The 13,540-nt window shown below is 71.8% G+C and carries 14 protein-coding genes; 9 read left to right on the top strand and 5 right to left on the bottom strand.

The features are described from left to right. Positions 1-298: 298 nt before the first annotated feature. Positions 299-1,444 carry a cystathionine gamma-synthase gene (locus ADX84_RS05745; RefSeq protein WP_049568624.1) on the top strand — a complete coding sequence of 382 codons (1,146 nt, stop codon included), beginning with the start codon at positions 299-301 and terminating at the stop codon, positions 1,442-1,444. 105 nt (positions 1,445-1,549) lie between these two features. Here the strand turns inward: ADX84_RS05745 and ADX84_RS05750 are convergent, their stop codons facing one another. Continuing rightward, positions 1,550-1,795 (bottom strand): hypothetical protein, encoded by a 246-nt coding sequence (locus ADX84_RS05750; RefSeq protein WP_049568627.1) that lies wholly within the window; start codon positions 1,793-1,795, stop codon positions 1,550-1,552. A gap of 300 nt (positions 1,796-2,095) precedes the next feature. Here ADX84_RS05750 and ADX84_RS05755 point away from each other — a divergent pair, with 300 nt between their 5' ends. After that, the gene (locus ADX84_RS05755) at positions 2,096-2,827 is read left to right on the top strand and encodes a GntR family transcriptional regulator (RefSeq protein WP_049568630.1); all 732 of its coding nucleotides are present in this window, start codon (positions 2,096-2,098) and stop codon (positions 2,825-2,827) included. An 8-nt stretch (positions 2,828-2,835) separates the two neighbouring features. Next, positions 2,836-3,645: a GntR family transcriptional regulator gene (locus ADX84_RS05760; RefSeq protein ID WP_049568634.1), complete on the top strand. Its 810-nt coding sequence runs from the start codon at positions 2,836-2,838 to the stop codon at positions 3,643-3,645. A gap of 32 nt (positions 3,646-3,677) precedes the next feature. Here the strand turns inward: ADX84_RS05760 and ADX84_RS05765 are convergent, their stop codons facing one another. Further along, positions 3,678-4,832 (bottom strand): VWA domain-containing protein, encoded by a 1,155-nt coding sequence (locus ADX84_RS05765; RefSeq protein ID WP_049568637.1) that lies wholly within the window; start codon positions 4,830-4,832, stop codon positions 3,678-3,680. Continuing rightward, complete coding sequence (locus tag ADX84_RS05770; protein ID WP_049568813.1) at positions 4,832-6,253, bottom strand: sigma 54-interacting transcriptional regulator; 1,422 nt, start codon at positions 6,251-6,253, stop codon at positions 4,832-4,834. Before ADX84_RS05770 ends, ADX84_RS05765 begins: the two co-directional genes overlap by 1 nt. Before the next feature lie 192 nt (positions 6,254-6,445). Between ADX84_RS05770 and ADX84_RS05775 the strand changes: the two genes are divergently transcribed. Further along, complete coding sequence (locus ADX84_RS05775) at positions 6,446-7,600, top strand: FIST N-terminal domain-containing protein (protein ID WP_199776481.1); 1,155 nt, start codon at positions 6,446-6,448, stop codon at positions 7,598-7,600. A 132-nt stretch (positions 7,601-7,732) separates the two neighbouring features. Next, complete coding sequence (locus tag ADX84_RS05780) at positions 7,733-9,094, top strand: hypothetical protein (RefSeq protein ID WP_049568643.1); 1,362 nt, start codon at positions 7,733-7,735, stop codon at positions 9,092-9,094. A 129-nt stretch (positions 9,095-9,223) separates the two neighbouring features. Here ADX84_RS05780 and greA read toward each other — a convergent pair whose 3' ends face one another. Both greA and ADX84_RS05790 read right to left on the bottom strand, forming a co-directional pair. Next, positions 9,224-9,724: a transcription elongation factor GreA gene (gene greA, locus ADX84_RS05785; protein WP_049568645.1), complete on the bottom strand. Its 501-nt coding sequence runs from the start codon at positions 9,722-9,724 to the stop codon at positions 9,224-9,226. A 148-nt stretch (positions 9,725-9,872) separates the two neighbouring features. Next, on the bottom strand, positions 9,873-10,289 hold the full coding sequence (locus tag ADX84_RS05790; protein ID WP_049568648.1) for a DUF4307 domain-containing protein: 417 nt from the start codon (positions 10,287-10,289) through the stop codon (positions 9,873-9,875). 156 nt (positions 10,290-10,445) lie between these two features. Here ADX84_RS05790 and mca point away from each other — a divergent pair, with 156 nt between their 5' ends. The 4 genes from mca to ADX84_RS05810 all read left to right on the top strand — a co-directional run bounded on the left by mca (position 10,446) and on the right by ADX84_RS05810 (position 13,496). Beyond that, positions 10,446-11,324, top strand: a complete 879-nt coding sequence (gene mca, locus ADX84_RS05795; RefSeq protein ID WP_049568654.1) for a mycothiol conjugate amidase Mca — start codon at positions 10,446-10,448, stop codon at positions 11,322-11,324. 5 nt (positions 11,325-11,329) lie between these two features. Next, positions 11,330-11,614 (top strand): hypothetical protein, encoded by a 285-nt coding sequence (locus ADX84_RS05800; protein WP_049568657.1) that lies wholly within the window; start codon positions 11,330-11,332, stop codon positions 11,612-11,614. 83 nt (positions 11,615-11,697) lie between these two features. Continuing rightward, positions 11,698-12,396 (top strand): GntR family transcriptional regulator, encoded by a 699-nt coding sequence (locus tag ADX84_RS05805; RefSeq protein ID WP_049568660.1) that lies wholly within the window; start codon positions 11,698-11,700, stop codon positions 12,394-12,396. A gap of 95 nt (positions 12,397-12,491) precedes the next feature. Then, positions 12,492-13,496, top strand: coding sequence for an ornithine cyclodeaminase family protein (locus ADX84_RS05810; RefSeq protein WP_049568663.1), 1,005 nt, complete (start codon positions 12,492-12,494; stop codon positions 13,494-13,496). Positions 13,497-13,540 lie beyond the last annotated feature (44 nt).

A 13,540-nucleotide genomic window follows, 5' to 3' on the forward strand; every position in this document is an offset into this window, starting at 1 on the left:
CCCCGAACCCGGTTCGCCCACCCGCTTCCCCCCGGCCTGAGCGAGCCTCGCGGGACGGAGCCCTCGTGCCGTACCGTGCCGCCTGGTCGTGGCGACCGAAGCTGCGGAACCCTCCAGGTGAGGGCGCCGCTTGTCCGGGATCGGCCCCGGACGTCGCATACGTTCGAGGGTCGTCGCCGCGGGCCGCCCCGGAGGTGGGCCGGACAGCCGCGCGGGCACGCGGACCGAGGTGACCACATCCTGAGATGTGCCTGTTGACAACGGGTTCCAGGCCGTTCCGGGGCACTAGGCTGGCCCCATGAAGTTCGACGGTTTTGAAACGCTGGCCATCCACGCGGGGCAGGAGCCGGACGCCGGTACCGGCGCCGTGGTTGTGCCGATTTACCAGACGAGTACCTACGCCCAGGACGGCGTGGGCGGGATGCGGCAGGGGTACGAGTACTCCCGCACCAGGAACCCCACGCGCACCGCGCTGGAGGAGTGCCTGGCGGCCCTGGAGTCCGGGGCGCGCGGTCTGGCCTTCGCCTCCGGCATGGCGGCCGAGGACACCCTGCTGCGCGCGGTCCTCTCCCCGGGCGACCACGTCATCATCCCCGGTGACGCCTACGGCGGCACGTTCCGCCTCATCTCCAAGGTCGTCGAGCGCTGGGGCGTCAGCTGGGACGCCGTCGACCAGACCGACGTGGAGGCGGTCCGCGCCGCCATGCGCCCCGACACCAAGGTGGTGTGGACGGAGACGCCCACCAACCCGCTGCTGGGGATCACCGACATCGAGTCGGTCGCGCAGATCGCCCACGAGGGCGGTGCCCTGCACGTGGTGGACAACACCTTCGCCTCGCCCTACCTCCAGCGCCCCCTCACCCTGGGCGCCGACGTGGTCGTGCACTCCACGACCAAGTACATCGGCGGTCACTCCGACGTCGTGGGCGGCGCCCTGGTCGTGGCCGACGCCGAGCTGGGCGAGCGCCTGGCGTTCCACCAGAACACCATGGGCGCCATCCCGGGCCCGTTCGACTCCTGGCTGACGCTGCGGGGGGTCAAGACGCTGGGCGTGCGCATGGACCGCCACAGCGAGAACGCCGAGCGAGTGGTGGCGGCACTGGAGGGCCACCCCGCGGTGCGTCGCGTCTACTACCCGGGCCTGGACAGCCACCCCGGGCACAAGATCGCCGAGCGGCAGATGCGTTCGTTCGGTGGCATGGTCTCCTTCGCGCTGCGTGACGGGGAGCAGGCCGCCCTGGAGCTGTGCGAGCGGACCAGGGTGTTCACCCTGGGCGAGTCGCTGGGCGGGGTGGAGTCCCTGATCGAGCACCCGGGACGGATGACGCACGCGTCCACCGCGGGCTCTCCGCTGGAGGTTCCGGCCGACCTGGTCCGGATTTCCGTGGGCATCGAGTCCGGTGACGACCTCGTCGCCGACCTGACGCAGGCCCTCGAAGGCTGACACGGCGGCTTGGGGTGCCCGCGCCGAGCCGCGCGGGTCCCCCGGCCGTGTGCCGGGCCCGCCGCGGCCCCTGATTCGGTGGTGCTCCTCGGACGTGTGTCCGGGTCAGACAGCGGTGGGGGTACGGCCGCGGTCCGGAAGGTCGCCCCGGTCGTCCCGGAAGCGCAGGCCGACGACGGCCCGGCTGGAGCGGGAGAGGGCGTTGTCGTTGCCGTTCCGGCGCAGGGAACGGTAGGTGCGGTTGCGGTCCGCGCGGCGGATGCCGATGGAGACCGCGAGGAGGAATCCGGTGGCGAGTCCGAACAGGAGGAGTCCGGCGAGGATGAGGATGACGAAGGCGATCTGCTGCATGGGGAAGTGGTCCTCTGTGTGGTGGGTGGTCAGATCCTGAGCGGCCCCCTGGCGAGCCGGGGGAGGGTACTGCCGGGATTCATCGGCGGTCGCTTCCTGTGGCGGTATGGGGCGGGTGGTCCTGGAGGGGTCTGCGCATCACGGGGGTCTCCGTTTCGGGCCCGGGGGTGCCCTGTACTGAGGGTCACCTTCCTCTAGGATGGGTTCATGAGAACCAGGCGAACCTGTTCGGCTGGTGTAGCACTTAGCTTGTTGGTACAAGCTGTGATGTTGGTCTTTTACCCCTCCTAGGGCGGACTTATGCGGGCAGAGAGCAGATATCGACAGATCGCCCGTGTCCTACGGCGGGAGATCCAGGAGAGGAGCCTGCCCCTGGGTGGGCAACTCCCCTCGGAGAAGCAGCTGGAGGAGCGCTTCGAGGCCTCCCGCAACACGATCCGCCTCGCCCTGGGCATGCTGCGCAACCAGGGCCTCATCGTGAGCAGACCCGGGCGCGGCCACTTCGTCCAGGACGTGGTCCCCGAGATCTTCTACGCCACCCGCAAGGCGGGCGGCCCCGACGGGCTCAACGAGTTCAACATGAGCGGCCTCACCCTGGAGGAGCTCCAGCTGCTCAGCGCCACCCCCGACATCGCCAGCCGACTCCGCGTCCCGGAGGGCGAGATGACGGTGGTCCGGCGCATGCACCGCTTCTCCGGGGAGCGCTCCGGATCGATCAGCTCCGCCTTCTACCCGGTCGACCTGGTCCAGGGCACCTCACTGATGCTCCCCGAGAACGTGGAGAGCGCCCTGAGCGTCCTTCTTGAGCACGGGCACCGCCAGGTCGGCTACGTGGACGAGCTGGAGACCCGCATGCCCACCCCGCAGGAGGCGTCCGAGCTCGAACTCCCGCCGGGGGTCCCGGTCCTCGACGTCCACCGCACCGACTACTCCGACGACCGTCCCCTCCGGATGGTGCACACCGTCCACGCGGGGCACAGCATCCGCTACCAGTTCGAGCACGGCAACCTCCAGGCCTACCACCGGGACTGATCCAGCCAATGAGCGCGACGAAGAAGACCGTGGTCGCTGACTACCTCCGCGAGGCCCTGTCCAGGGGCGACTACCGCCCGGGCGACCGTCTGCCCGGCGAGGAGGAACTCGCCGAAGAACTCGACGTCTCCCGTGCCACCGCCCGGTTGGGGATGCGCATCCTCCAGGACGAGGGCCGCGTCTCCATCCGCGTCGGTCGGGGCGCCTTCGTCGCCGACCACCACCCGGTCATGCACAAGGCCACCCCCGACGCCTCGGACGACCCCTCCCGGTTCGACCTCGGGTACCACGAACGCCTACGCCAGGCCGGGTACAGCAACATCGACGAGAAGGTGAAGGTCAGCCTGGACACCATGCGCCCCAAGGTGGCCAAGAGGCTGATCGACGCCGTCGACGGCAGGGCGGCCGGCGGCGGACTGGTCGTGATCCGCTCCTCGGAGCACTACGTGGACGGCGGGCTGTGGCAGTCCCACGTCACCTACTTCCCCTTCGGGATCGCCAACAACACCCCGCTCATGTCTCCGGAGTACCTGGAGAACGGCATCGGCACCGCCATGCGTGGCCTCGGGTTCCACGAGGACTGGAACTGGGACGTCGTGGGTGCGCGCATGCCCTCCCAGGACGAGGCGGACGCCTTCGGTCTGGGCCCCGGCATCCCGCTGCTGGTGCAGGAGCGGGTGACCTACGAGGGCCAGCGCCCGCTGCGCTACACCGAGACGCTCATGCCCGCCAACCGCCACCAGCTCCTGTACGCGGGCGGCGACGCCCCCGAGAACCTGCCGGTCATGGACTCCGACGTCAACGTCTTCGACCACTGACCCGGCCCCGCCTCAGGTACCGGGCCGTCGCCTCAGGGCCCGGGCCGCCGCCTCAGGTACCGGTCGATCACCGACGGCCCCAGAGCGTCGGCGTCGGCGTTCACCACGCCCACGCCACGGCGGCGTTCGAGCAGCGCCCGGAACTCCCGCAGCCGGGGGTCGTCGGCGAGCAGGAAGAACGTCACCGTGGCGCCCTCGCCCAGCACGGCGTCGAGTTCGGCCGCGGTGACCTCCACCGTGCGCGGCGCGGGCGGCCAGGCGAACCGCGCGTCCCCGTCCTCGCCCAGGTGCGCGGTGGGCTCGCCGTCGGTGACCACCAGGACCAGCGCACGCAGACCCCGGTGACGGCGCAGGTGCCGCCGGGCCAGGTGCAGCGCGTGCTGGAGGTTGGTGCCGGGGACGCGCGCCCAGTCGTGCTCCACCAGGTCGGCGGGGGTCATCTCGCGGGCGTGGTCCCCGAAGCCGATCAGCATGACACGGTCCTCTGGGTGCCGGGTGCGCACCAGGGTGTGCAGCGCCAGCGCCGTGCGGGTGGCGGCCTCGTGCAGGCCCCGCGTGACCATCGAGTGGGACAGGTCCACCAGCAGGCACACGGCGGCGGCCCCGGCGGGTTCGGTCTCCGTGTACCGGACGTCCTCCGCCCGCAACGCCGCGCCGGACCCACCGGCGGCGGCCCGCCGCAGCATGGCCTCGCGCAGGGTCGCGACGGCGTCCAGGGTCCGCTCCAGGCCGTCATGGGGAACGGCGGCCCCGGTGGGATCGTCCCCGGCCCCGTCCCCGCCCAGGTGGCCCCCGGGCGCGGCTCGCCCGGCCGCCTCGATGTCGCCCAGCGCCACCTCCCCGAGCCTGCGCAGCTCACGCGGGGTCAACTCGTGGTCGGCGGCGTCCAGTCGATCCAGCGGGCCGTACGCGGCGGGTCCCAGGGTGCCCCGGAGCGTCGCGGTGTCCAGCCCTACCAGCGCGTCGCGGTCGCCGTCGGCGTAGCGGGTCAGTGCCTCCTCGGCGGCGGCGAGCGCCGCTTCCGGAGGGTCCTCCTCCGTGGTGCCCGCCCGCCCGGCCTCCTCGGCGCGCGCCCCGGCGATCAGTTCCAACAGGCCCACGGCGGACCGCACCGCCTCCTGAGGGGGCGGATCGGTCTCGGCCAGAGGGTCGGGGCCACCCATGTACTCCCGGTACCGGAACCTCATCAGAAGCGGTAGACACCCCCGTCGGGCACGGTGTCCTTGGACAGCCGACGTTCCAGGTACAGGCCCTCCAACGCGAACTCCACCACGGCGGCGGCCAACCCCGGGGTGGGCGGTCCGTCCGCCGACTCCGGCGCGGCCCGCTCCATCAGCCCCGACAGCCCGGGCACCGTGCCCACACGGCGCAGCAGCTCGGCCGCCCCCACGAGGTCGCCGCTCTCCACCGTCCCGCCGCCCGCGAACCGGTCGCTGAGCGGTTCCAGGTCGGCGTCGCCCAGCCGGGCCCGGAAGGTCTCGGCCACCGCCCGCCGCAACAGGGTCTCCAGGACCGACGCCTCACGCCCCTGCGCCCCGGCCTCGAACTCGACCTTGCCCAGGAGCGGTTCGGCCACCCCCGACAGGTCGCAGACCCGGGCCACCGGCACCTCCTCGCCGACCAGCGCCGCCCGGCGCAGCGCCGAGGCGGCCAGGGTCTCGGCGGCCGCCACGGAGAAGCGCACGGACACCCCCGATCCCTGGTCCACCCGGTTGGAGGCGCGCACCAGCCGGGTGAAGCGGCCGACCGCCTCCAGCAGGTGCGACGGGACGGTCGTGCCCGGGGGCAGGTCCGCCTCCTGCCGGATCAGGGCCAGCTCGTCGTCGAGGTCCGGGGGGTAGTGCGTGCGCACCTGCGCGCCGAACCGGTCCTTGAGCGGGGTGACGATCCGCCCCCTGCTCGTGTAGTCCTCCGGGTTGGCGCTGGCGACCAGCAACAGGTCGAGGGGGAGGCGCAGGGTGTACCCGCGCACCTGGAGGTCGCGTTCCTCCAGCACGTTGAACAGGGCCACCTGGGCGCGCGCGGGGAGGTCGGGGAGTTCGTTCACGCAGAACACACCCCGGTTGGCGCGCGGCAGCAGCCCGTAGTGGACCGTCTCCGGGTCGCCGAGGGAGCGCCCCTCGGCCAGCCGCGCCGGGTCCACGTCCCCGATCAGTTCCGTGGTGCCGGTGTCGGGTGTGGCCAGCTTCTCCCCGTAGCGGAGGTCGCGGTGCCGCCAGGCCACCGGCAGGTCGTCGCCCTCGGCCGCGCTCCGGCGCAGGCAGCCGGGGCAGACGGGGGCGTAGGGGTGGTCGTTGACCGGGCAGCCCTCCACCACGGGGCTCCACTCGTCGAGGAGACCGGCCACCGTGCGGATCAGCCGGGTCTTCCCCTGGCCGCGCTCGCCCAACAGGACGACGTCGTGCCCGGCGATCAGGGCCCGTTCCAGCTGGGGCAGGACGGTGTCGTCGAACCCGTGCACCCCGGGGAAACGGGGGCGGCCCGAAGCCATCCGGGCCAGCAGGTTCTCGCGCACCTCCGCCGTGGTGGTGCGGTGGACGTGGCCGGACTCGCGCAGCGCGGCGCGGGTGCGCGGGAGCCCGCTCGGAGCAGGTGCGGCATGGGTCACAAGGGGAGTGTAGGGCGTGCCCGGCAGGTGCCGCCCGCCCACGGGGAAGGGGATTCGTCGGACACGCGCCGGGGCGGAGGCGTTTGAGGGGCCATCAGGAGGAAAGCTCCTGTTGGGAGTCTGGATGGAAGAATGGGACGGCAAGGTTCCCAGGACCGGTCCGGTGACCGGTGAAGGCGGGGGTGGCAGCTGGTGGCTAGGTTCGGGGATGCACTGACGACGGGGGCCGACCTCGTGAACGCGGCCGAGCGCGCCGTGCTTCAGGCCCTGGAGCAGATGGACGGCCCGGCCGACCTGGTCTGCTTCTTCGTCAGCGGGGCGGACCCGGACGAGGTCACACTCGCCGGAAGGCGGGTCATGGAGCTGGCCGGTGACGCGCTCACCCTGGGGTGCAGCGCCACCGGCGTGGTCGGCGGCGGCAGGGGCGTGGAGGGCCAGGGCGCGGTCAGCGTGTGGAGCGCCCGCCTGCCCGGTGTCGAGCTGACCCCCTTCCGCCTGGACACCGTCGTCGAGGGCGACCAGCTGGCCGTCGTGGGCATGCGGGAACCGTCCCCGCGTGACCGGGCCGGCATCCTGCTCACCAATCCCTACGAGTTCCCCACCCAGGCGTTCGTCCGGGAGACCACGGCGGCGCTCGACGGGCTTCCGCTGATCGGTGGCATGGCCGACGGTCTGCGCGGCGAGGAGTCCGTGCGGCTCTTCTGCGAGGGCGAGGTGGCCGACAACGGCGCCATCGGTGTGCTGATCGGCGGCGAGGGGGTGCTGGGCACGGTGGTCAGCCAGGGCTGCCGCCCGGTCGGGCCGAGCATGACCATCACCAAGGCCGAGGGCAACCTCGTGCTGGAGCTGGCCGGGACCAACGCCTACGAGCGGTTGGAGAGCCTGGTCGAGGAGCTCTCCGAGGAGGACCGCGAGCTGGCCGCGCGGGGGCTGCACATCGGGATCGCCATGGACGAGTACGCGGACCACCACGAACAGGGCGACTTCCTCATCCGCGCGCTCAGCGACGCCGATCCCGAGCTGGGGGCGCTGACGATCGACGAGATGGTGGAGGTGGGCCAGACCGTCCGCTTCCAGGTCCGCGACGCGAGCACCGCCGACGAGGACCTCGCCCGCAAGCTGACGGACTTCGGCACCGAGCACGCTGTGGGCGGGGGTCTCCTGTTCTCGTGCAACGGCCGGGGTGAGGCGCTGTTCACCCAGGCCGACCACGACGTCCTCGCGGTCCGGCGCATCCTCGGTGCGGGCCCGGTGGCGGGCTTCTTCGCGGCGGGGGAGATCGGGCCGGTCGCCGGAGTCAACCACGTCCACGGCTTCACGGCCTGTCTCCTGGCCTTCGCCGCCTGACACCCGCCCAAGTCGGACTTTTACCCTCGGATCACCAACACCCTGACCAACCTGCTTGAGTGTGCGCACACCAGGGTGATTACTAAGAGTGACTGTTTTCATCACTTTGCGTGTTTGGTGAGAGAAGGAACGATGGCCGACTTCCGGCGCACGACCACGTCCCTCGTGGCCCTCGGGGCGTTCGCCCTCCTGGCTCCGCTGGCGACACCCACGGCGGCCCTAGCCGACTCCGCCTGGCTGGAGCAGGACCTGTCCTCCGCGGACCGGATCGGACTGGCCCTGGACGCCGGGGGGCTGCGCCTGAACCCGGGTGAGCGCACCCAGCTCGGCGCCTCACCGCGCCTGGACCCGTCCCTGCGCCACGCGGGGCTGGCGACCTTCCCCGAACAGGAGCTGGGGGAGGCCACCGACACCATCGACGTGGCCGTGCGCGTCACCGGGGACGCCGAGGAGGTCCTCACCGAGGCCCGGGGCGTGCGCTCCGACGGCATGTGGACCGAGTGGCACCCGACCGGCCCGGGCGGCGGCCGGGTGACCCTCCCGGAGGCGGTCAGCGAGGTCCAGCTGAGGATCGGGGTGGAGTCGGCACTAGGGTCCGTGTCGCGGGTGCGGGCCGAGCGGACCTCCGTCACGGACGTCCGCGTCCGCGCTGTCGAGGGGACCGGAACGCCTCCGTCCCCGGAGCCGGAGGTCGGGGAGACGCAGGGGTCCGACGAGGGCTCCGGTGAGCAGGCGCGGGGAGACGACGTCCCGCGCCCCTTCTCCGCGCGCCTGTTCGCCACCCGAATCGGCCTGGTCGGAAACACCACCGCCAACGGGCACAAGGTCCGGACCGCCGACCAGTTCGCCGCACTGCCCTCCCGGAGGGGCCTGTCCAACCGGGGCGGCGGGGAGTACACCGTCCGGGTGTGCAGCACCGGGGCACTGGGCCCCGAGGCCAGCGGCGACACCAGGAACCACGTCCCGCGCTGCGCCTACCTGCCGGTGTGGGACGTCGGGCCGTGGAACATCACCGACGACCACTGGAACGCCGACCGCGAGTCCTGGCGCGACCTGGACCGGGGACGCCCCCAGGCGCAGGCCGCCTACAGCGAGAACCACAACAACGGTCTGGACGGGTTCGGCCGCAAGGTGCTCAACCCCGCGGGTATCGACCTCGCCGACGGCGCCTTCCACGAGGGGCTCCAGCTCCCCACCAACGGATGGGTGCGGGTCGATTACCTGTGGACCGCCCAGTACCGGGCCCGCGCCGAGATCACCACGGCCTCCGGTACCGATCCGGTGATCGTGCGAGAGGGGCCGGGCACCGACTTCGACACCGTGGGCCTGGCCGCGCACAAGGCCAACGTGGACGTGGCCTGCCGCACCACCGGCGACCGGGCCACCGGGCCGACCGGGACCTCGGACGTCTGGTACCGCATCGGCCAGGGCCACTACGTTCCGGCGGCCTTCGCCGAGGGCGGCGCGGACGCGCCCAGGTGCGCCAGGAGCTAGCGCACCAGCCCCGCCAGGACCCGGACCATCAGGCAAGGACACGGGGGCACGGCACACACACGACAGGGGCGGCCGGAGCCGCCCCTGTCGTACTACGTGCCTGGTCCACCCGGTGGCCGCACGGCGATGTCACATGCCGCTGTAGGGAACCGCCTCGATGATCTCGACACCGAGGCTCTTGCCGTTGGGCAGGTTGTAGCTGACCGTCTCGCCGACCGCCTTGCCGTTGATGGCGGAGCCGAGCGGGGACTTGGGGGAGTACACGTCGATGGGAGAGCCGCTCTCCTCACGCGAGGCGAGCAGGAAAGTGACCTCGTCCTCGTCGCCGTCGAACTTGACGGTAACGGTCATGCCGGGACCGACCACGCCCTCGGTGCGGGGCGCTTCGCCGACCCGCGCGGTGCGCAGGATCTCGGTGAGCTGGAGGATGCGGGCCTCCATCTTGCCCTGTTCCTCCTTGGCGGCGTGGTAGCCACCGTTCTCCTTGAGGTCACCCTCTTCCCGGGCGGACTCGATCTTTTCCGCGATCTCGATGCGCCCGGGCCCCGAGAGGTGGTCCAGCTCTCCCTTGAGCCGGTCGTACGCCTCCTGGGTGAGCCAGGTGACGTTTTCATCGCGGGTCTGGGTCACGGGAACTCCTTGTGTACTAGTAGCAATGGCCACCAGGCGGCCAGAGCTGAACTCACGAGAATATCACCGTGCGCGATCGCGCACCGGTGACACGACTCTCGGGGGCCCGCTCCGGTACCTGTGCCGGACAGGGGGAAAGCTCGGTGGATCAGTCCTGCGAACCTTGTTCCCTGCACGAGGCCACTTCTACCGTGGAAGCCTGACGAACCGTCTCAACGGTCTGGCTCACCATTCGGTTCCCGCCCTCCACCTCGACGCGTTCCGTGCCGACCTCGACCATCTGGCTGTCCAGCGCGCGGAGCAGGCACTCGGCCCCGTTCTTGCTGTTCACCTCGAAGTCGATCCGGGCCTCGCTCCCGGTGGGCGCGGTCACGGCGACCACCTGGTGGTACACGCCCCCGCTCAGCCCGGTGTAGCTCATGACGGAGTAGCCCCAGCCGATGCTGACGGCCACCGCGAAGATGGTCGCGACGACGAAGAAGACGGGCCCGTTGCCGTGGCGCTTGCGTAGCGCTGGCGCGGTGTCGGCACTGTTCACGGCATCATCTTCCGGGGTCGCTGACATTGGGAATCTCCGAGCAAGGGGACGGTGTTGTCTAAGATATCCCCGACCTGACAGCCCCCCTACGCGGCCCGCACGTGAGTCGTCCACGCCGTGACCCGGGGTGGTGTCGGACAGCCGCGTGCAGTGGCCGTCGACCGAGCCAAGGAGAAGCCTTCGTTGACCGAGCGTCTGCGGCTTATGGCCGTCCATGCCCATCCCGATGACGAGTCCAGCAAGGGTGCCGCGACCATGGCGCGCTACGCGCGCGAGGGCGCGGAAGTGCTGGTCGTCACCATGACCGGTGGCGAACGCGGTGACATCCTCAACCCCGCGATGGAGCGCCCCGAGATCCGCGAGAACATCGCCGAGGTGCGCCGCGAGGAGATGAACCGCGCCCGCGAGATCCTCGGCGTCGAGCAGGAGTTCGCCGGTTTCGTCGACTCCGGCCTGCCCGAGGGCGACCCGCTTCCCCCGCTCCCCGAGGGCAGCTTCGCGACCCTTCCGGTGGAGGAGGGCGCCGAGCCCCTCGTGGCCGCGATCCGCCGGTTCCGCCCGCACGTCATCCTCACCTATGACGAGAACGGCGGCTACCCGCACCCCGACCACATCATGACCCACAAGGTGTCGATGCACGCCTTCGACGCCGCCGCGGAGCCGGACGCCTACCCCGACGCCGGTGACCCCTGGCAGCCCCTCAAGCTGTACTACTTCGTCTCGTTCCCGCCCGAGCGGTTCGAGGCCCTGGCGAAGATCCTGGTCGAGCGCGGCCTGGACAACCCCTTCGCGGAGTGGATGGAGCGCCTCAAGGACCGTGAGCGGCCTCGCTGGGAGATCACCACGCGCGTGAGCTGCAGTGAGTACTTCGACACCGCGCACGACGCCCTCCGGGCGCACGCCACCCAGATCGACCCGAACGGCTTCTGGTTCGCCGTGCCCAACGAGGTCGTCGCGGAGGCCTGGCCGACCGAGGACTACCACCTGGTCCGATCCCTCGTGGACACGGAGGTCCCTGAGCAGGACCTCTTCGCGGGTGTCCGCGAGGCAATGAGAGTATGAGTGACATGAACACCCTTCTCGCGTCCACCACGGTGCTCGCCCAGGACTTCGCGCTGGACAAGGACACCGTCACACCCGGTGTCATGGGCTTCCTCGCGATCTTCGCGATCGGTGTGTGCCTGTACTTCCTGATGCGCAGCCTGATGGGCAAGCTGCGCGGTGTCTCGGCCCGCGCCGAGGCCGAGGAGGCCGAGGAGGCGGCGCAGAGGGACGGCCAGGAGGTGACCTCCGGGGTGGAGGCCACCGCTGGCGGATCGTCCTCCACGGAGGACCCCTCCGCCAGGGCCTGACCCCGGTTCCGCCCCCGCCGCGCACCCGCGGGGGCGGTCTCGGCGGGCACGCCCCCCGGCGGGGGAGTGCCTACCATGGGGGGATGCAGCCCGAGCCCTCCCGAGCCCCCTCCCTGCGCGACCGGGTGCACGACCAGCTCAGGTCGCGCATCATCGACCTCGAACTGCTCCCCGGACACCGGATCACGGAGCGCGAGGCCTCCGCCGAACTCGGCGTCTCCCGGGTCCCGTTGCGCGAGGCGCTGCGGCTGCTCGAGGCCGAGGGACTGGTCGTCCTGGTTCCCCGGCAGGGCGCCATGGTGGCCAGTTGGTCCCGTGAGGACATCGAGCGCCTGTTCGAGGTCCGCGAGGAGCTGGAGACCCTGGCCGCCCGCCTCGCGGCCACCCGTCGCACCGACGCCGACCTGCGTCGCATGCGCGACCTCCTGGACGACGCCGAGCGCGCCCTGAAGGCGGACGACGAGTCCGCCACGGCCGCCGCCAACGCGGGTTTCCACCGGGCCGTGGTGGCCGCCTGCGGCAACCCCCTCCTCCAGCGGATGATGGCCCCGCTGGACTCCCGTGTGCAGTGGCTCTTCCACCTCACCAAGCACCGTGACACCCGCGAGCAGCGCGACGAGCACGTCCGCCTGCTCGAACTGATCGAGGCGGGTGACGGTGACGGCGCAGCCGCGCTCTACCGCGCGCACATCGCGGCCGGACTCGAACCCACGCTGGCCGTCGCCGACACCTGGGAGCGGTTCGATCCGGTGGACGTCACCCGCACCCGTCAACGGAGGTAGAGCCCCGCGTTGGGGCGCCGTACGAGGGGTGTCCCCGTGCCCGGATCAGTGGTATACCGCTAATGGACCGCAGTGGACCCACGGAGAAGGCAACGATGACGCTCATCCTCACCCGTTCCGAACTCACCGGACTCGTCACACCGCGCCAGGTGGCCGACGCCGTGGAGACCGCCTTCGCCGACCTCGCCGAGGGTCGGGCCGCGCAGCCCCACGCGGAACCCGCGCGACTGGCCGGGCACGACGCCCAGTTCGTCCCCATGGTCGGGCTCCTCGGGAGCGCAGGCCTGGCCGCGAGCAAACTCCTCAGTGACATCCCGGGCAACCGGGCGCGTGGTCTGCCCGCCCAGCAGTCGGTGGTGCACCTGGCCGACGCCGAGACGGGAGAGCCGCTGGCGATCCTGGACGGCGCGGTCCCCACGCGGCTGCGCACCGCGGCCACCACCCGCGTGGCCACCCGACACCTGGCCCGCCGGGGCTGGGACACCCTGGGGATCGTCGGCGCCGGACCCCTGGCCGCCGCCCATGTGGTCGCCCTCGCGGACGAACGCGAGCTGGACCGCGTCCTGGTGTGGTCGCGTTCGGCCGCCACGGTCGAGGCGCTCCGCGAGACGGTGGCCGCTCAGGCCCCCGGCCTGAAGGTGGTCCGGGCCGCCTCCCCCCGCGAGGTGGTGGAGGGCGCCGACGTCGTCTGCACGGTGACCCCGTCTCGCGAACCGCTGGTGGAGGGTGCCTGGCTGCGCCCGGGACAGCACCTGAACGTGGTGGGATCGCCGCCCAGGACCGACAACCGCGAGGTGGACGCCGCCGTCCTCGCCGCCGCGCGGGACTCCGGCCTCCTCGTGGTGGACTCCACCCCGGCCGCCCTGCACGAGTCCGGGGACGTCGCGCACGCCGTGGCCGAGGGCGCGATCACCGCCGAGGACTGCTCCCTCGAACTCGCCGGGGTGGTCGGCGGCCAGCACCCCGGACGCACCTCGGACCGACAGATCACCGTGTTCAACTCGGTGGGCGTCGGCCTGGAGGACGCCGCCGTCGGCCGTCTCCTTCTTGACGCCGCCCGGGAGCGCGGGCTGGGCACGGAGATCACCCTCTCCTCCTGAGACCGGGGCCCGCGCACCCGGCGCCGGAGTGGCACAGTGGAACC

It is taken from the genome of Nocardiopsis sp. SBT366, from assembly GCF_001083815.1.
Classification (GTDB): Bacteria; Actinomycetota; Actinomycetes; order Streptosporangiales; family Streptosporangiaceae; genus Nocardiopsis; species Nocardiopsis prasina.